This window comes from Roseateles sp. SL47 (assembly GCF_026625885.1).
GTDB lineage: Bacteria > Pseudomonadota > Gammaproteobacteria > Burkholderiales > Burkholderiaceae_C > Roseateles.
The window spans coordinates 4,066,149-4,084,310 of sequence record NZ_CP113068.1 but is presented as its reverse complement, the minus strand read 5'-3'; the positions used below and the strand labels follow the sequence as shown (position 1 = coordinate 4,084,310).

14 protein-coding genes are annotated in these 18,162 nt (G+C 65.1%); 1 reads left to right on the top strand and 13 read right to left on the bottom strand.

Going from position 1 to position 18,162, the window contains the following annotated elements:
* Nucleotides 1–195: 195 nt before the first annotated feature.
* Complete coding sequence (locus OU995_RS17935) at nt 196–1,944, top strand: IlvD/Edd family dehydratase (protein ID WP_267831377.1); 1,749 nt, start codon at nt 196–198, stop codon at nt 1,942–1,944.
* A 197-nt stretch (nt 1,945–2,141) separates the two neighbouring features.
* Here the strand turns inward: OU995_RS17935 and OU995_RS17930 are convergent, their stop codons facing one another.
* From OU995_RS17930 to OU995_RS17870, 13 genes are all read right to left on the bottom strand, one after another.
* Entirely contained in the window at nt 2,142–2,972 is an 831-nt protein-coding gene (locus OU995_RS17930; RefSeq protein ID WP_267831376.1) for a transglutaminase-like domain-containing protein, read from the bottom strand.
* A gap of 101 nt (nt 2,973–3,073) precedes the next feature.
* On the bottom strand, nt 3,074–3,976 hold the full coding sequence (locus OU995_RS17925; protein ID WP_267831374.1) for a rhodanese-like domain-containing protein: 903 nt from the start codon (nt 3,974–3,976) through the stop codon (nt 3,074–3,076).
* 8 nt (nt 3,977–3,984) lie between these two features.
* Complete coding sequence (locus OU995_RS17920) at nt 3,985–4,614, bottom strand: type II secretion system protein (protein WP_267831373.1); 630 nt, start codon at nt 4,612–4,614, stop codon at nt 3,985–3,987.
* Nucleotides 4,601–4,996, bottom strand: a complete 396-nt coding sequence (locus OU995_RS17915) for a type II secretion system protein (RefSeq protein ID WP_267831372.1) — start codon at nt 4,994–4,996, stop codon at nt 4,601–4,603. The genes OU995_RS17920 and OU995_RS17915 overlap by 14 nt, the downstream gene beginning before the upstream one ends.
* Before the next feature lie 5 nt (nt 4,997–5,001).
* Nucleotides 5,002–5,475, bottom strand: a complete 474-nt coding sequence (locus tag OU995_RS17910) for a type II secretion system protein (RefSeq protein ID WP_267831370.1) — start codon at nt 5,473–5,475, stop codon at nt 5,002–5,004.
* A complete protein-coding gene (locus OU995_RS17905) occupies nt 5,472–7,892 on the bottom strand; it encodes a cohesin domain-containing protein (RefSeq protein WP_267831369.1) in 2,421 nt (806 codons plus the stop codon). The genes OU995_RS17910 and OU995_RS17905 overlap by 4 nt, the downstream gene beginning before the upstream one ends.
* Before the next feature lie 14 nt (nt 7,893–7,906).
* Complete coding sequence (locus tag OU995_RS17900) at nt 7,907–8,578, bottom strand: hypothetical protein (protein ID WP_267831368.1); 672 nt, start codon at nt 8,576–8,578, stop codon at nt 7,907–7,909.
* Nucleotides 8,575–9,222 (bottom strand): hypothetical protein, encoded by a 648-nt coding sequence (locus OU995_RS17895; RefSeq protein ID WP_267831367.1) that lies wholly within the window; start codon nt 9,220–9,222, stop codon nt 8,575–8,577. The genes OU995_RS17900 and OU995_RS17895 overlap by 4 nt, the downstream gene beginning before the upstream one ends.
* Nucleotides 9,210–10,658: a hypothetical protein gene (locus OU995_RS17890; protein WP_267831365.1), complete on the bottom strand. Its 1,449-nt coding sequence runs from the start codon at nt 10,656–10,658 to the stop codon at nt 9,210–9,212. Before OU995_RS17890 ends, OU995_RS17895 begins: the two co-directional genes overlap by 13 nt.
* Complete coding sequence (locus OU995_RS17885; protein WP_267831363.1) at nt 10,645–12,387, bottom strand: GspE/PulE family protein; 1,743 nt, start codon at nt 12,385–12,387, stop codon at nt 10,645–10,647. The genes OU995_RS17890 and OU995_RS17885 overlap by 14 nt, the downstream gene beginning before the upstream one ends.
* A complete protein-coding gene (locus OU995_RS17880; RefSeq protein ID WP_267831362.1) occupies nt 12,384–13,634 on the bottom strand; it encodes a type II secretion system F family protein in 1,251 nt (416 codons plus the stop codon). The genes OU995_RS17885 and OU995_RS17880 overlap by 4 nt, the downstream gene beginning before the upstream one ends.
* Before the next feature lie 24 nt (nt 13,635–13,658).
* Nucleotides 13,659–14,096, bottom strand: coding sequence for a type II secretion system major pseudopilin GspG (gene gspG, locus OU995_RS17875; RefSeq protein WP_267831361.1), 438 nt, complete (start codon nt 14,094–14,096; stop codon nt 13,659–13,661).
* A gap of 23 nt (nt 14,097–14,119) precedes the next feature.
* Nucleotides 14,120–18,100: a hypothetical protein gene (locus OU995_RS17870; protein ID WP_267831360.1), complete on the bottom strand. Its 3,981-nt coding sequence runs from the start codon at nt 18,098–18,100 to the stop codon at nt 14,120–14,122.
* Nucleotides 18,101–18,162 lie beyond the last annotated feature (62 nt).

Here is an 18,162-nt window from a genome sequence, read left to right as displayed (position 1 = left end):
TTCCGCGCAGCCCGGGCCTGCGGCTTCGTTCATTCCCGAGGCTTGCGGCAGATGTCACCGTTTGTGCCTCCGTTCGCAGGCGTCGCCATATCGTTTTGAATATCAACGCGGCGAAACTTTTGATTTGCCCAGCATCGAGGGCCTGCCTAGCATGCCCCCAACGGGGCTGGACCCCAAAGACCTTCAGAAGGACCCATGACAGAGGCTAAGAAAACCCGGAAGCTCCGTTCCGCCGAATGGTTCGGCACTCAGGACAAGAACGGCTTCATGTACCGGAGCTGGATGAAGAATCAAGGCATTCCAGACCACGAATTCGAAGGCAAGCCCATCATCGGCATCTGCAACACCTGGTCGGAACTGACGCCTTGCAATGCCCATTTCCGCAAGCTCGCCGAACATGTGAAGCGCGGCATTCTTGAAGCGGGCGGGTTTCCGGTGGAGTTTCCGGTGTTCAGCAATGGGGAGTCCAACCTGCGTCCCACGGCCATGCTCACCCGCAATCTGGCCAGCATGGATGTGGAAGAGTCGATTCGCGGCAATCCCATGGATGCCGTGGTGCTGCTGGTGGGCTGTGACAAGACCACCCCTGCCCTGCTGATGGGCGCAGCCAGTGTGGACCTGCCCACCATCGTGGTGACCGGCGGCCCCATGCTCAACGGCAAGCTGAACGGGAAGAACATCGGCTCGGGCACGGCCGTCTGGCAACTGCATGAGCAAGTGAAGGCCGGCGAAATTTCGATGCACGACTTCATCGCGGCGGAGGCTGGGCACTCGCGGTCTGCGGGCACCTGCAACACGATGGGCACGGCCAGCACCATGGCCTGCATGGCCGAATCGCTGGGCACCTCCCTGCCCCACAATGCCGCGATTCCAGCGGTCGACGCGCGGCGCTATGTGCTCGCGCATCTGTCAGGCATGCGGATTGTGGAAATGGTCTGGGAAGACCTGAAGCTATCCAAGATCCTCACCCGCCAAGCCTTTGAAAACGCCATCCGCACCAATGCGGCCATTGGCGGCTCCACCAATGCGGTGATTCACCTGAAAGCGATTGCCGGCCGCGTGGGTGTGCCGCTGGAGCTGGAAGACTGGACGCGTGTAGGCAAAGGCACACCCACGCTGGTGGACCTGCTGCCCAGCGGGCGCTTCCTGATGGAAGAGTTCTATTACGCGGGTGGGTTGCCGGCGGTGCTGCGCCGCCTGGGTGAGGCGGACCTGCTGCCCCACAAGGATGCGCTGACCGTCAACGGCAAGACGCTCTGGCAAAACTGCCATGACGCGCCGATCTACGACGATGAAGTGGTGCGCCCGATTGCCAAGCCGCTGATTGCCGACGGCGGCATTTGCGTGCTGCGCGGAAACCTGGCGCCTCGCGGCGCCGTGCTGAAGCCCTCGGCCGCGACTCCGGCGCTGATGCAGCATCGCGGGCGTGCGGTGGTGTTTGAGGACTTTGACGACTACAAGGCGCGCATCATGGACCCGGCCTTGGAAGTCGACAAGGACTCCGTGCTGGTGATGAAGAACTGCGGCCCGCGCGGCTATCCCGGCATGGCAGAAGTGGGCAACATGGGGCTGCCGCCGAAGTTGCTGGCGCAAGGCATCAAGGACATGGTCCGGATCAGCGATGCGCGCATGAGCGGCACCGCTTACGGCACGGTGGTGCTGCATGTGGCGCCGGAGGCCAAGGCGGGAGGCCCGCTGGCCGTGGTGCGCGAAGGCGACTGGATTGAGCTGGATTGCGCCAACAATCGGCTGCATCTGGACATCTCGGACGCCGAATTGCAGGCACGTCTGGAAGACTGGGCGGCTCGTCAGCAGCCTGATCCCGCCGATGCCAGCGGATACCGCAAGCTGTATGTGCAGCATGTGCTGCAGGCAGATGAAGGCTGCGATTTCGACTTCCTGCGCGGATGCCGAGGGTCGGCAGTGCCGAGGCATTCGCACTGAAGGTGTTCGGCCTTCCGCTGGGGAATTTCGCCATAGACAAAGAGGGATGTGACGTGATCGTCACATCCCTCTTTTTTGGTTGGGCCAGCTATTCAGCTGCCAAGTCGAGGCCAAAACCTAGGTGTGAAGATGACGACGAGATCCTCAATCACTTGGTTTTATTCATTCAATGACACAGCCCGATTCATTCGAGCCGATCACATCCGCAGATCAAGACTCCCATCCACCTTGAACCTCGCCGCCAGCCCCAGCGCGTTTGTCGCCACCGGTTGGTGAACGCGAAAAGCGATGTAGTCCTCGGCCGGCTGCCGCCAGCAACGCTTTTGCGCATCCATGACGCGCCAGGCCCCGTCGAGGTAGACCTCGGTCCAATCGTGATAATCCTCCGCACGCGGCGCGGCACTGCCGTTCACCACGTAGCCACCGACCGGTCGCGCTGCAATGCCACGGGCACGGGCCAAAGCGCAGCAGAGATAGGCGTATTCCGTGCAATCGCCCCAGCGTTTTTGCAGCGCCAGTCGCGCCCCCAGCGGGTCGGCCACATAGCCGGCATAAACCAGTTGACTGCTGACCCAGTCGTAAATGGCGTCCAAGGTCTCGCTCTGCGTGCTTCTCTGGAGCGTCGCGGCCAGTGCCCGAACCTCGGCGTCGTCGCATTCAATCCACCGTTCGGCCTTCAGCCAAGGCGACGGGTCGATCAGCGTCACACGCATCGCTTCCTGCCGCAGCGCCAGCTCGGCCTGCACCGTCACGACCTTGGACGTGAACGGCCCCACGGTGGGCAGAGACAACCGCAGCACACTGTGGCCGAGCGAGTCCTGGCTCAGCTCGTGCGGCATGCTGACCCGCACATTGGCCAGATGTTGAGTGGTGGTGTCCTTCATGGGCAGGTAAAGCCATACCGTCTGATCCGTCAGTGCAAGCCCGGTTGGGTTTCTCAAGGTCAGCGTGAACCGCAGCTGGCGTGTGGCAGCAGGCGCCAAGGCCTCGCGTCCCCGGGCCACGTCCGCTGCCACGTCCGCTGACATTCCCGGCACTGATGTCCCGGCAAGCCCTCTCGGCAGCCAAGCCAAGCCAGCCAGACCCAGCCAGCAATCGCGGCGGTTCAAGTCCATGCGGTCGCGTCCCTTCATCGTCCACATGGCAGTTGTTTGGGGCCTTTGGCCAACGCGGTCCAGGCCGCCTGCTGCTGGCGCATCTCGGCCAGATAGCTGCTGGCCGGCGCCGCATAACTCAGCAGCGGCACGCTGGGCAACGCTGAGGCCAGGGCCCGCAGTTGGGGCTCCGTCGCATCCCCCACGATCACCACAGCAGCCAGGGGCGCGTTCCTGGTCTCTTTGCGTCGGCGTTCCACCACCGCCTGCACAGCCTGTGCCGTCAGCGCCGAAACAGCGATGGCGGACGGCAATTGCGCCATCAGCGATGCATGCGACGGTGCCACCAGCACGAGGTTGGCCTCGAATTGCTGTTCCTGCCACAGCTCGGCGGCCTTCAATTCAGGCACGCCGGCATCCGCGCCCGTGCGCCCCACCAGGTCCTTGCCCAAACCTTTCCAGCGCGCCATGCCACCGCGCATCACCCGCACCTGAGCAAACCCTTGGGCCTTCAGATCGGCGCAAGCCATGTAGAGCTCCTCTTCGGCCTTTCCAGAACCCATCAGCACCACTGCGCGGTCCTTCAGATAGGGCTTGACCTTGAGTTGCACCACGGAGGCGTTCAACGCGCCATCCACATGCGCCGCTTCAAACTCCGCTGCAGAGCGGATGTCGACCATCAGCGGCGTCTTCTTGCCGGCAAAGCTCGGCCACTGCGCCGGCTCCAGCATGCAGCTCAGATCGGCCCCGCGCCGTGCGATCGGTGCCAAGGGCTGCCCCTTGGCACCGCGTTGCACGTCATCTCGCTGGCAGGACAGACCCGACGGCGGTATGCCTTTCAGCGCTTCCGGCATCGCAGCAGTCAATTCAGAAGCGGCCAGCGCGGACCCGCTGACGCAGCACAGCAGTCCGATCTTGACCCAATGCATGACCCTCATGTTCCCGCTCATCCGCTGGCGCCACCACTTGAAAAGATGAAACCGCCAAGGGGTGTTCCCACCGGTGACGATGCCGCCTCGCTGGCCCCCATGAAGGGCGCGCTGGCGCCCTGCCCTGGCGCTGCGGGCTTCGCCGGATCTCTCAGCAGCAGGTCCACGGGATAGGTAAACACCCATTCGCTGTATTTCTTCTTGCCGCGAAACGCCATGTCCTCCGCATCGAAGTTGTCCACCTTCACCGGCACTTGTTCCGACAGTGAATAAACCCCCACGATCCGCCCCGCCACGCGCACCACACCCCATTCCGCCTTGCCGGTCATCGGGTCCACAAACACCTGGCGCAGGTGGCGCTGGATGCCTGGCACGCGGTTGTCTCGCAACAGGTCTTCCAGCGAAGCCGGATATTGGTGCTGGCCGGCCACCAGGGCACTTTCGTAGTAGCGCTGAATGGCCGTGCGGAATTGATGGCCCACATTCAGCAGTGCGCGCTCCTGGCTGCGACGGGCCGACGTGGTGTGGACCTCGGCAGCCACGGTCAGGCCGATGCCCATGAAGGCGACCAGCAGCAGCGTCCAGAGGTAGGCAAAGCCCGCCATGGATGCGCGCACGCGTGGGGCATGGAGGTCAGAACGTCTCATAACCCCGGCCATCGTGGGAACGGCCCGTCGCCCCGCTTTTCACATCCGCGATCGCGCCCTGCGCGCCGTCCTTCGGCGGGACCAGCACCCAGGTGGCATCGCTGCCGGTCACCGGATCGGTCGGCACCTGCCGCAAATAGCGCTGGTCCACCAGCTCCGTCAGTGTGTCGGGGTAGCGCCCCTTGTCAGCATAGAAGCGGTCCAGCGTGATCCGCATCACCTTCAGGTTCTCGGCCAGCGCCACGTCCTTGGACTTGTCCAGCGACCCGAAATAGCGCGGCGCCGCAATCGTCAGCAACAAGGCCACGATGGCCATCACCACCAGCAGCTCGATCAGCGTGAAGCCGGCAAGACGCCGCATGGATGGGGTGCGTTCATTCATGCCGCTCACCATCGCTTGTAAGGCACGCCATTCAGGCCGACCGCGTCCGATGAGGAATAGACATCGAACACGTCCTCTCCCGATTGCGGGTCGTCCGGCGGGGAGGCATAACTGCGCGTCACCCAGGTGTCTGCGGCTTTGCGGTCCACATCCGGATTCATCGGGTCGCGCGGCAGAGCACGCAGAAAGTACATCTTCTGCCGTGACGGGCTGCGCTGGTCCGGCACCCCCTCCACCAGATCTTCCAGGCTCTTGGGATAGCCACTCTCCCCCAGCCGCACCATCACCCGGCCCTGGTCGGCGGCGCGCTTGTAGGCATCCAGCGCGTCGCGGATCTGCGCCAGGGCCAGGCGCAGATCACGTTCCTTGTCGCGCTGCACCGAGAGTTGCGCCATCGGCACCGCCACCAGCACCAGCACGCCCATGATGGCCAGGGTCATCATGAGCTCGATGAAGGTGAATCCGCGCTGCTGCTTCACTGCGCCACCTTGATCTGATGCTCGATGGGCAGCGCCAACGGGGCGCCCTGCGGCTCCGGCGTCGCCGACATCACACTCAGCCGCGCCGTGCCCGCCTTGATGGCTTTGAAGGTCACGGTGAACACACCGCCCGTGCCGTTGATGCCACTGTCCGCGCTTTGCCGCACAGCGGCCGCAAACACCTTGCCTTGCGCCGGGTCCACGCGCTGACTGAAGTTCACCGCCGCCCCGCCCTGCTTGAAGTAGTCGCCTTCCGTGACGCTCACCACCTGCAGCACCTGCGGATCAAAACCGGCCAGCACCGGCATGCCGCGCACCGGACCCTGGCTGGTCAGGCGCAGCACCGCGCTGAACTGTTCCCCCACCTTGACCTGCGCGGGTGCCTGCCATTGCAGTCGGATCTGACCGGCATTGGCCGCAGGTGCGTCCGCAGGGTTTGGCGTCACGGGGAGCGGCGCCGGGACCAGGCTGGTCGACGCACCGGCGGTGCCCGCCGATGGCCCTGCCACGGTGCTGGTCGGCCATGGTGCCGCAGCAGCGCCAGAGGATGCACCAGCAGCAGCAGCGGATGTGGCCGTCGGGCCCGCAGCGGCCACCACGGGCTTCCCATCCGGCCCCTTGCTTTCAGGCGGCAGGATCGATAGCTGCAAATCCTGCGCGCCGATGTTGCTCTCCGTGCCGGACGCGAATTCAGCTGCCGACAGATCCGGCCGACGCAGCGAGCGCACGATATGAGGCGTGATCGACAGGATGATCTCGGAGCGCTGCTTGTCGTCCTTCTGGCTGCCAAACAGGCGGCCGGCCACTGGCAGTTCGCCCAGCAGCGGCACCTTGGCGCCCGTGGAGCGATCTTCATCGTTGATCAGGCCAGCCAGGATCTGGGTTTCTCCGTCCCGCAGACGCAGCGAGGTGGAGGCGCCGCGCGTGCCGATCTGGTAGGACAAGGTGCCGCTTTTGCTCGTCACTTCCCGCACCAGACTGGACACCTCCAGATTGACCTTGATGGCCACTTCATCATCCAGATAGATGTTGGGCTCCACTTCCAGCTTCAAGCCAACATCCAGATAGTTCACCGATTCCGAGGAGAAGCCGGTGGCCGTGTTGGTGGTCGTGATCACCGGCACGCGGTCACCGATCAGGACCTTGGCCTTGTCCTTGTTGCGCACGCGGATGCGCGGGTTGGTCAGCACATTGCCGTCGGAGTCTTCCTTGCGTGCATTGATCATTGTGTCGCCCACCGTCACACCGATGTCCGGGCCACGCAGGTTTTTCAGGCGAGACAGCGTCAATGGGGCGTTGTCCGTGGTGATCGGCGCCAGCTTGAGCTGGCTCGGCCACTGAATGCCCAGCTCCAGCAGCCGCGTGCGTTTGATCTCCATCACTTCCACTTCCAGGATCACTTCCGGATCACTGAGGTCCTGCAGCGCCACGATGCGCTCGGCCATCCGCACTGCTTCGGGCGTGTCGCGCATCATCAGAATGCCCAGGCGTTCGTCCACCACCAGGTCCTTGGTCTTCACCAGCGTCTTGATGGTGTTGGACACCGCCTTCACATCGGCATTCGTCAGGTAGAACGAGCGCACCACCAGCGGTTGATAGTCCTTCAGCTTCTGCGGCGTGTTGGGATAGATGAGGATGGTGTTTTCGTTGAGCACCTTCTGCTCCAGCTGGTTGGTGGCCAGCAGCAAACGGATGGCGTCTTCGATGGAGGTGTTCTTGGCCAGCACCGTCACCTTGAGGTCGGGCCGGATTTCGCGGTCGAAGAAGAAGTTCAGGCCGGAGACCTTGGCCACGACATCAAAGACCGAACGCAGCGGTGCGTCCCGGAATTCAAGCGTGATCGGCTTTCGATACACCGCTGCGAGGCGGCTTTCCGGGCGGACAAACTTGGCCTTCGCAGCTTCCAGCCGTGCCTTCAGATTCAGTGCCTCGCGCTGCGCTGGTTTTTCCGACAGCACCGGGCGCAACTTGTCCAAGGCCTCCTGGATGTCGGCTTCGCCGCCCTTTTTCAGCAGGGCTTCACCTTCGATCACCACCGCCCTATGCCGCCGCTCTACCACCAGCGCATCCAGCCCTTGCCGGGCCATGGCGTTGGCCGGGTCCAGCGCCAGCACCTGGGCGTAGGCGCGTTCGGCATCGGTCAGACGCCCTTCGCGCAGCGCGGCATCGCCAACCAGGTGCAGCCGGTTGATGGCGGAGCTTCGCCGCACGGCCAGCGCGATCCGGTACTCGGCATTGCGGGGTTCGGCGCGCACCGCCTCTTCCAGCTTTGCCAAGCCCTGCTCCTCCTGCCCGGCATTGATCAGATCCGTCCCCTCCTGGAACGACTTGGACCCGGCGCAGCCCACCAGCAGGGCCAGCACCATCGGGGCCAGCTCCACCCAGGCCCATCCACCGGCATTTCTCGACTTCTTCATGTTCCCGATGTCTTTCAATTCTTTCCGCCCACATCCAGCGTCTGGACAAGGTCCAGCGGCAGATAGCGCAGCGTGAGCGTCTGTCCCTCCAGACGCTCCACTCGATAGTGCTCGGCGATGGTGTCCCCCACCCGCACCGCCAGGTTCTGGTCATTCATCATGAGGAACACCACGTCCTCACCACCATCCACATAACGCCCAAAGGCACGGAAGGGCAATGCGGGTGCGGCCGCCGGGCCGGCGGGCAGCGGGGGCGGTGTCTCGATCACGGGCCGCACCGGTGCTGGCACCGGGCGGGCGCGCGCCACACCCAACCAGCCAGCCTCGGCGGGGCCTTCCACGGCCTGGCCGTCACGCGGACGCAGGGCCAGCACCTGCACTGGCTCTGCGGCGCCCATCCGGCTGGTGTCCTGGGCGTTGGAGGCTATCGCCACGGCCCCGGAGCGGGTGTTGCTGCTCACAGTGGCACTGGCCGAGCCCGCACCGGTGGGGGGGCCGCCGTTGATGGCGCCGTTGATGGCGCCGTTGATGCCGCTGGTGGTGCCGTCATGACCACGCGTGGAGGCCGCACGCGCCTTGTCGGACAAAGCCAGCTCCCCCGTCTGAGGATCCGGCGCAAACCAGGCGGCAATCAAGGTAGCCACCAGTGCGCCGCCCACCATCACTCGCGAAGAGGTCCATTTCATCGCGGATCTCCTCCCGCCAGCGCCTGCAGCGTGGCCGGGCGAGTGGGCGCACGTGCCGTGGTGGCCTGTGCCATCAGTACCCACTGGATGCGAGCTTCCACCACGCGGCTGGTGGCCGCCTCCCGCTTGAATTGCACACTCTCCAAGGCCAGGGTACGCTGGCTGCGCAAGGCGTCCAGCATGAACTTGCGCACGGCCGTGGCATCGCCCTTCACCGGCAGCGTCATGCGGTAGCGCACGAAGCCGCCCTGCGGCTCCAGTTGCAGCCGGTAGTCGCCCTTCTCCACCAGCAGCCCTTCGTTCTCCGCCAGCATCAGCAGATCCCCCACGGCCTGAGGAATTTCGTCATGGGCCGGCAAGACCTGATCAAAGGCCGCCAGGCGACGGCGCCCTTCATCTTCTGGCCGGACGGCGGTGGCCTGCAATTGCACGCGTTCTGCCGGCAGTCGCTGAAGAAGCCGCTGGCTGTCCTCCAGCGAGACCAGCGCATGGCGGTCCACCGCCACTGCGCCGATGGCCAGCAGCAGGAGCGCGCCCGTGGCCACACCGGGCAAACCCACCCGACGCAACAGCCCACGTCCCTGCCGTTTCACTTCCCAGACCACGGCGTGCAGGCATTCGGTCACGGCATTCAGTCCCGCCATGTGGCCTCCACCGTGAATCGATACCGGCGTTCACCATCCGCCGCAGCCTGGACTTCATGACGCACCAGATAAGCGCCCATCATCGGCCGACGGTCGCCCACAAACGCCACATAGCGCGCCATGTCGACGGCACTGCCCGCTTCCGCCTGCAGCCGCAGCGTGGAAACACCCGCCGTGCCAGTCCCGGTATCCGCCGTCCCGGTCACGTCCACTCCAAGGACCGACACCGGCAGGTCCCTGGGCGGCTGCAGTGCCGCCAGCAAGGCTTCAATGGGCAGGTTGAGCTCACGCACCGCCTGGTTCACCACCCTCACCCGGGCCAGTTCCTCGCGCGTCCATGCGGGAGACAACGCGGTCGCTGCGGGCGTGGCACGTTGGGCGGCAGCCCATTGGGCGCGTGCCGCAGACGCCGCCGAGAACGACTGCCATGCGCCGACGGACAGCACCACCGCGACGGCCGCAGAAGCCGCGGCCGGCCACCAGGGCCGCCAGCCACGGGGGCGTGGCGCGGGCATCGCATCCAGCGATGCGGTGGCCGTCAAGGACGTCTGAGCCAGCCACAAGGCACCTGACAGACCAGAAGTCTCTGCAGAAGGACCTGCGGAAGTGGCGACAAGGACGGAGGACTGCGGCCCCTGTGACGATGCAGCGTCGATGGGATCCAGTTGCAGCATCGGCAACGAAGGCAGTGCTGCCAATGCGGGGTCCCGCAACTGCAGCCGTGCCCACAAGCGTTGAAGCGCTGCGATGGGCGATTGCCCGTCCGTCAAGGTCTGCGAGTGCACCTCCGTGAGCCGCCCGGTGCCGGACAGCACGGCCACCCAGCCTTGTCCACACAGCGCAAGTGCGCCTTGTCGGGCCACGCCCAATGCGCGCCGAGCCCCCCAGGCCGCTGCAGCGAGCGGCCGCACCGACGTCAGTTCCGCGCCCAGCGTACCTGCCAGGCTCCGCAAGCCCTCCAGCAGCACGTCGGGATAAGACACCACCCAGCGCAACGCCCCATAACGGGCATCATCCATTCGCAGCACATCTCCGGCACCCATCTCGCAGCCGGCGCTGATCAGCGCCAGGCGGGCCTGCTGGCCGGCTGTTGCCGCATGGTTCAGATCGTTGCTCCACAACAGGCTGGCCGTCCCCAGCCAGCGCTCGGCCACAACCACCCGCAATTCGATGAGGTCGGTGGGCAATGAAACACGCAGTGCCGTCAGCGCCGTCAGCAGCGGGCCGAAGGCGCCTGTTTCGCCGGCCAGCGCCGGCGTGATCACCACGCCGGGCAGCATCTGGCATGCATCACCGCGCTGCACCGCTGCCTCCAGGCGGGTAGCGCCCAAAGACAGCAACAACACGCCCGGTCCGCCGGACGCTGCCGCAGCGGGCGCAGCGGACGCAGCGGGCGCTGGATCAGCCGTCACAGCAGACGTTTCAACCGGCGACACGAGCCACCTCCTCCAGCGTCGTTTCGCCCTGCGCCACCCAGGCCAGCGCCGCCGTGGTGATCGGCCGCAGTCCGCGCGCCGCAGCCCGCTGCTTGAGCGCCGAAATCGGCGCCCGCTCGGCAATCATTTCGCGCAGCTCGTCGTCCAGCACCAGCACTTCGGCGATGGCCCGGCGCCCCTTGAAGCCGGCGCCCCGGCAGTGCGAACAACCGCTGCCCGCCTTGAACGTCCAGCCCTGCACATCCTCGGCCCGCAGCCCCGCTTCTGCGAGTGCATCCGTCGACGGCGTGACCGGTGCCGCGCAATGCTGGCAGTTCACCCGCAGCAGCCGCTGGGCCACGATGCCGTTGAGCGCCGAGGCAAAGCTATAGCCATCCACGCCCATGTGCAGGAAGCGGCCCAGCACATCAAACACACTGTTGGCGTGGACCGTGGTGAACACCAGGTGACCCGTCAGGGCGGCCTGCACCGCAATCTGCGCGGTCTCGCCATCACGGATCTCCCCCACCATGATCTTGTCCGGGTCGTGGCGCAGGATGGAGCGCAGCCCCCGCGCGAACGTCAGCCCCTTCTTTTCATTGACCGGGATCTGCAGCACCCGGGGCAGGCGGTATTCCACCGGGTCTTCGATGGTGATGATCTTGTCCCGCCCGGTATGGATCTCGGTGATGGCCGCATACAGCGTCGTGGTTTTGCCGGAGCCCGTCGGCCCCGTCACCAGCAACATGCCGTGCGGCTTGGCCGCCAGGCGGCGGATGGACGCCATCGTCGGAGCATCCAGCCCCAGGTGGTCCAGCCGCAGGGAGCGCGCTTCTTCCGTCAGCGATTGGCGATCCAGCAGCCGCAGCACCGCATCTTCGCCAAAGATGTTGGGCATGACCGACACGCGGAAGTCGATCTCACGTTCATTGACCCGCACCTTGAAGCGACCATCCTGCGGCACACGGCGCTCCGCAATGTCCAGCTCAGCCATCACCTTGATGCGGGAAATGATCTGCTCCGCCATGTCCTGGCCTTGCACCTGCGTGATGGGCACCAGCACGCCGTCGATCCGGTAGAGCACATGCAACGCGCCGGCATCACATTCGAGGTGGATGTCACTCGCCTGAAGTTTCAGCGCGTCGTAGAGCGTGGAATTGACCAGCCGCACCACCGGGCTGCTGTTGTCGTTGATGCTTGCGAGCGTGATGACGGCAGCGACCTCTTCGCCGCTGCCGGCGGCCGTGTCGCCGTCAAATCCGTCCATGGCCCGCAACAGACGCTCCTGCTGGGCCAGATAGGCCTGCAGATCGTCCGGGTGGCAGAGGCTGATGATGGGCGAGGCCTGTGGCACGGTCGCGGCCAGTCGGCGCAAGGCCCAGGTCTCCGCTTCGCCATCAAAGGGATTGCTCAGCACCAGATGGATCTGCCCCGCCTCCTCCGCCACCACCACCCGCCGTTGCATCACTTCGGGATAAGGGATCTGGTCAAACAGCGGTCGCATGGCCTGCAGACGGCTCATCACCAGCGCGGCATAACCGAAGCTGTCCGCCAGGGCCCGCGTCAACAGCTCGGGTGTTGTGGCTGCCACTTCCTGCAGACGATGCACCAGCGTCTGTTCATGGGCACCAGGCAAGGCACGGGCACGGGCCACCAGCGCCGGCGTGATGCAAAGCGCCTCCGCTGCGGTGGTGCAAAGCGCCTCCACCGGGGCCGTCTGGGGCGGCAGCTCAGGTATGACGACGCTCATTGCAGGCTCCCCGCCAGATCAAAGATCGGCATGTACATCAGCACCACGATGGCGCCGATCACCACACCCATCACCGTCATCAACATCGGTTCAATCAACTTCGAAGCCCAATCCACCCAACGTCCGAAATCCTCATCCTGGAAGCGGGCGGTGCGCTCCAGCATGTCTGCCAATTGTCCGGATCGCTCGCCCACCTTGATCAGGGATTCCGCCACTGGACTGGCGAGATTCACCGCCAGCAAAGCCGTGGACAAGGACTGCCCCTGCTCGATCGCCAATCGCGCCTGTGCCAGCCGCGCCTGTTCCGAAGGCCCCAGCAGGCCACCGACCATGCCGATGGCGCGTGGCAATGCAATGCCCGAGGCCAGCAGCAGGCTCACGGCGCGATAGAAGCGGGCCAGACGAAACTCCCGGGCCTTGTCGGCCACCCCCGGCAGCGACAGCACCGCCTGCAGCAGCGACTGCCGCGCCGCTGGCCGGCTGAACACCGCCACCAGCAGTGCCACCAGGCCCACGGCACCGGCCAGAGCGATCTGCCAATGGCCGTACAGGGCTTGGCCAAAGCCCAGCAGCATCGCTGACATCCAGGGCAGCTCCCGGCCGGACGATTCATACACGGCGCTGAACCGGGGCACCACGTACCCCAGCAGGAACAGCGCCACGAATCCGCCCACCGCCAAGAGCATCACCGGATAGATGGCGGCCGACACCAGCTTCTTGCGGATCACGTCGAACTGCATCTGATAAGCGATGTAGCGCGCCAGCGCCTGCGGCAGGTCACCGGTGCGCTCAGCGGCGCGCACGGTGGCGGCATACACCTCCGGGAAATGCTGCGGCATGGCCGACAGCACGTCGGAGAAGTTGCGCCCCTCTTCCAGTTGCTGCCGCACGCGGCCCAGCACCTCACGCGTCAGCGCTTGCCGTTCCTTGGCATGCAGCGTGGCCAGCGCCTCGGTCAGGTTCAGGCCGGCATCCAGCAGCGCCAAGAGTTCCTGGCTGAACAGCAGCAAGCCAAAACGCGCGCCTTTGGGCGCTGCCTCGGTCAGTGGGCTGCGCTCCACCGCCAGCACCTTCAGCCCCTGGCCCACGGCTGCCCGCACGGCTTCCGCCTCGCTCCGATCGGCCTGTTCGATCCAACGGACAGCACCATCCGCCCCGCGCACTTTCAGGCGGGTACGAATGCCAAGCGCCGCGCTGCCCGGCGAGGCACGCGGCGCTGTGGCGGCGCTGGGTCGATCGGCGCTCACCCTGGGCTCCACTTCATGAACGTCTCAGCGGTAGGTGATGTCGGCGCCATCACCTTCGCCGCCGGGTTGGCCGTCCTTCCCGTTGGACGACAGGTCGAAATCCCCGCCCTGCCCCGGTGACCGATAGAGGTAGGGTGCTCCCCACGGGTCCATCGGCACGGCCTTCTGCAGATACGGTCCGTTCCACTTGGGTTCATCGGCCGGGCGCACGTACAAGGCATTGAGGCCCTGCTCGGTGGTGGGATAGCGCCCCGTGTCCAGGCGGTAGGCATCCAGCGCCTTGCCCAGCCCTTCGATCTGCGCCTTGGCCGTGCTGCGCTCCGACTTGCCGAGCTGCGAGAAATATCGCGGCCCGACATACGCCGCCAGCAGGCCGATGATGACGATGACCACCAGCAGTTCCAGCAGCGTGAAGCCGCGGGAACGACGAGGAGAACGGAGAGAGAAATCACCAGAGTTCATACCGCACATTCAGGACAACTGCTTCAGGGCGCCAGGGTCGGCGTTGCCAACCACCAGGCGCAGGAACGGACAAAGCCGATGGGGTCCACCAGCCGGGTGGTGCTGCGGAAACCGACGGTATTGGTCACCTTGATGGTCTCGCCGGTGGCGATGGCGCCAAAGGAGGTCACCGTGTCTTCCATGGTGATGCCCGGGGGCGTCACGCCTCGGCTGGCCCAGCAATAGAAGGACGAACTGCCCTTCGAAATCGCCGGACCGGTGTTGGTCCATTCGGACGTGTACACGTAATGCCAGCCCAGGGACGACTGGGTCTCCTTCACCGCGTACTTGCAGACCTGCAACTGCGCGTAGGTGGTGGTGGCCCGGCTGCCCATGTCCTTGTTGGTCACGGTCACTGGCGAGCCCACCACACCGGCGTAGTTCGGGTCCAGGCTCACCGCATTGGCCAGCACCACGCTGAAGGTCTTGTCGCCATCGGCCGTGCAGTCATCCAGGCCGGTGACGGTCACGGTCTGCAGCGTCGACCAGTTGGCCGGCGTGAACACCAGCTTGCTCGGCGTGACCGAACCTTCCTTCGCATCCGAGACATTGAGGCCGATGGTGACATCCGAGGTCGGCGCATTGGCCAGCCGGACCTGGAAGTTGCCGGTGCCGCCGTTCTCGTTGGTCATCAAGGTGTTGGGCGAGACCAGCACCTGACCGGCCGAGCCGCTGCTCGGCACGATGACCGCGCCGGACGCATAGGCCTGGGCCGCACCACGGGCGTCAAACACCACACCGTAGATGTAATAGGTGCCCGTTGCCAGCGTGCTCACATCCCACCGATAGCTGTCCGTCCGCGTTCCCGCCGTGTAGCGGATGCCGCCCACGATCAGCGTGCCGGCAAAGTCTCCCGGCGTGGTGGAGTAGTACAGCGCCACGTTGGACTCGATGTTCGGGTTGGTGGTGGTCCAGTTCAGCGTCACGATGCGCTGGCCGCTGGCATCCGGTGTCACCGTGAGGGTGTCGGCGGGCGACGTGATCTGGATGCTCGGCGGCTGGTAGGCCGACGTGCTCACGTACAGGACCGCAGCCGGGGTCATCGGGCTGCTGCCGCCCTGCGGATCCAAGGCCATCACGCGCCACCAGTAGGTGGTGTTGTCCTTCAGCTCCACACCGGGCACCAGCGAAGTGGTGGTCGTCGTGCCGCGCCAGACCTGATGCGTCAGCTGCGCATCGTCATAGATCTCAAACCAATACACCAGCGCTTGCCCCTCGGGGTCGGTCGCAGGATTCACCTCCAGCACCGGCTGCAGCGTACTGGACCAGGCACCGTTGCCCGGGTTGCGGATGGTGGGCGTGGTCGGCGGGTTGTTGGTGGTGCTCATCACGAAGGAGGCCCCCGCCCACGCCGTCTCCGCACGGCCATCCTGCGCCTTGACGCGCCAGTAGTAGCGCGTGTCTTCCACCAGGCCCGTGACCGTCCAGCTGGTGGTGGCACCGGCCGAGCGGATGATGGCACCGGAACTGCGCTTGTTGCCCGAGTCGAAGGTCGAGACGGTGTCCAGCTCGAAGATGTAGGTGATCAGATCCCCTTCGGCATCGGTGCCGCTCTCGATGGTCAGCACGGTGGTGGCGCTGGGGCTGATGCCACCCGCAGCCGGGCTGACCAGCACGGGCGTGGTCGGCGCGGTGTTGCCCGTATTAACCACAAAGGGCCGTGCCGCGCTGGTGGTCGCAGCCCCCAGGGCATCACGTGCCTCCACCTGCCAGTAGTAGGTGGCGTGGTTGGTCAGCGCTGCAGGCACGGTCCAGCTGGTGGTGCCGCTCTCACCGGCCGGCAGGGCTTCGGACTGCGCCACACGCTGGCTCAGGGCCGCATCGCTATACACACGCACGACGTAGGTGATGGCGTCGCCATCGCGGTCGGTGCTGTTGGTCCAGCTCAGCACCGGCAGCACGCTGGCCACTTCGCCATTGGGCGCTGGCGACGTCAGGTTGAAGGTTTCCGGCGGATCGTTGAACAGGTTGACGAAGAACTGCGCCGAGGCCCACAGGCTGTAGGTCTGCGTGCCGTCAAAGCCGCGGGCACGCCACCAGTAGCGGGTGTTGTCCGTCAGGTCCGCAGCGGGCTGCCAGGTGGTGGCCTGCTGGGTGCCGCCAATGGCGCCAGCCTTGCTCACCAGCCCGGTCTCGACCAGTTGGGTCATGCCCTCGTCTCGGTAGATCTCGAACTGCACCTGCGTGGTCGGGTCCTTGGACTGGGTGGACGTCATCACCGACAGGATCGGACGCAGACGCGTGACCTGGGCGCCGGACTGCGGCGACTCGATGGTCGGCGTGCCGGGGCCCGGTGGCGGCGAGGCGCTGTTGACCTTGATGATGGCCGAGCGGCTGCTGCTGAGCGTGCCGTCATTGGCCGTGTAGGTGATGAGATAGCTGCCGGCCGAACCCTTGGCAGGCTTCCAGTCAAAGATGGCGCGGGCCAGTGTGGGCGCCAGCGGGTCGGTGGCTTGCGGCGTGAAGGTGGCACCTGCGGGCAGCGGAGCGGCCGTCAGCGCAACCGGCTTGCCCGACGGGCTGCTGGCCTCCACCAGGAAGGACACTTGCTGCTCTTCATCCAGAATCCGGTCCGGAATGAACTGGATCACTGGCGGCAGCGTGGCCGTGGGTGGCGCCTGGAATTCGGTGTCGTAGCTGCCGGTGGTGTTGACGTCAAAGATGTTGACCCAGTATTCCCAGCGCTTGAGTTCCAGGTTGCGGGTCTTGGACAACCACACGTTTTCCGCCAGCAGTTGCTTGGCATCGGAACGCTGCACCGCCCCCAGGGCCTTGGTGCCATTGAAGGGGTCCGGCAGCTTCACATAGGCAAAACCTGCCGTCGCCGGGAAGGCGATGCGGTAGACGGCATTGCCGGATCCATTGGTGCTGGCGGACATTTGCGCCACGCCGCTGCGGTCGGTGACCACGGTGTCGGTGCTGTCGGACTCGTAGACGCGGATGACGTCACCGTCACGCGCCAGGAAGTCGCGGACGTTGTCTCGCCCAGGCAGGTCGACGCGCACGTCGCGAATCAGGAAATGCGCATTCGTGGCCTGCAGGATGGAAGTCAGGGCGCCGCCCAATTCATCGGCATGGCTGAACGTGGCAGTGAACTCGGTGAATTTGCCGGCCAGCGAGGTCTCGAGCAACCAGCGGCCCATCTTGCTGGTGTTGGCCGCAATGTCCCCGAAGTTCACCAGCAAGGTGTTCTGGGTGGGCGCGTCGTCCACATAGCTGCCGGTGAGCTTGAAGTTGATCAGCAGCCCCTGGTTGTTTTCAACGATCTTGGGCTGGGCCGAATCGATCTTCAGATTCTTGGCGGTGGCGTAGCCATTGTTTTTGACACGTACGCCCAGTGTGGCGGGCTCCACCGCTTCAATCTCGGTGGTGAGCGGGTCGTCGCCGATGACGTCCTGCTGGAGGAAATAGTCCAGCGTCAGCAGGGGCAGCGGCTTGACGGTGATGACGTCGGGGGAGACATCCAGCGTCTGGTCCTCCCCGGCGTAGCGGTATTTGAGTGTGGCGCCCACCAGATACTTCTTGCCTGCGGGCGAGGTACCGGCCGAGCCGGGCGCCGGGATGAGCAGCCAGTTGATGCGGGCGGTGGTCTGCGGGAGGACGCTACCCGTCCCCGTCACGTCGCTGATGTTCTCCCGATTCGACACACGCAGGAAGAATTTGGCCGACGTGTCATTCGGGTTGTCGGTGACCGCAATGGGTGTTCCGGCCTCGTCAGTGATCTTCACCACGACGGACACGGCCTCAATGACGCCGGTGTCCGTGGTGTTGTTGATCTTCATCTCAGCATCAAAGGCCTGACGCTCAAGCGTCAGTTCCTGCTTGATCTCGATCTTGACCCGGGCGCACACCGTCTCCTGGGCGTGGCCGAAGGTCGGCAGCAACAGCAGGCCGGCCGTTAACAACGCCGTGGCGATGCTCGCACGGGCGCCGATTTTTTGTACATGCGAACGTAGAGTATTCATCAAGGCCATGACGTTGAATATTTGAAAAACAAATTCACCAGAGGTCTGGAAAAGAGCGAATT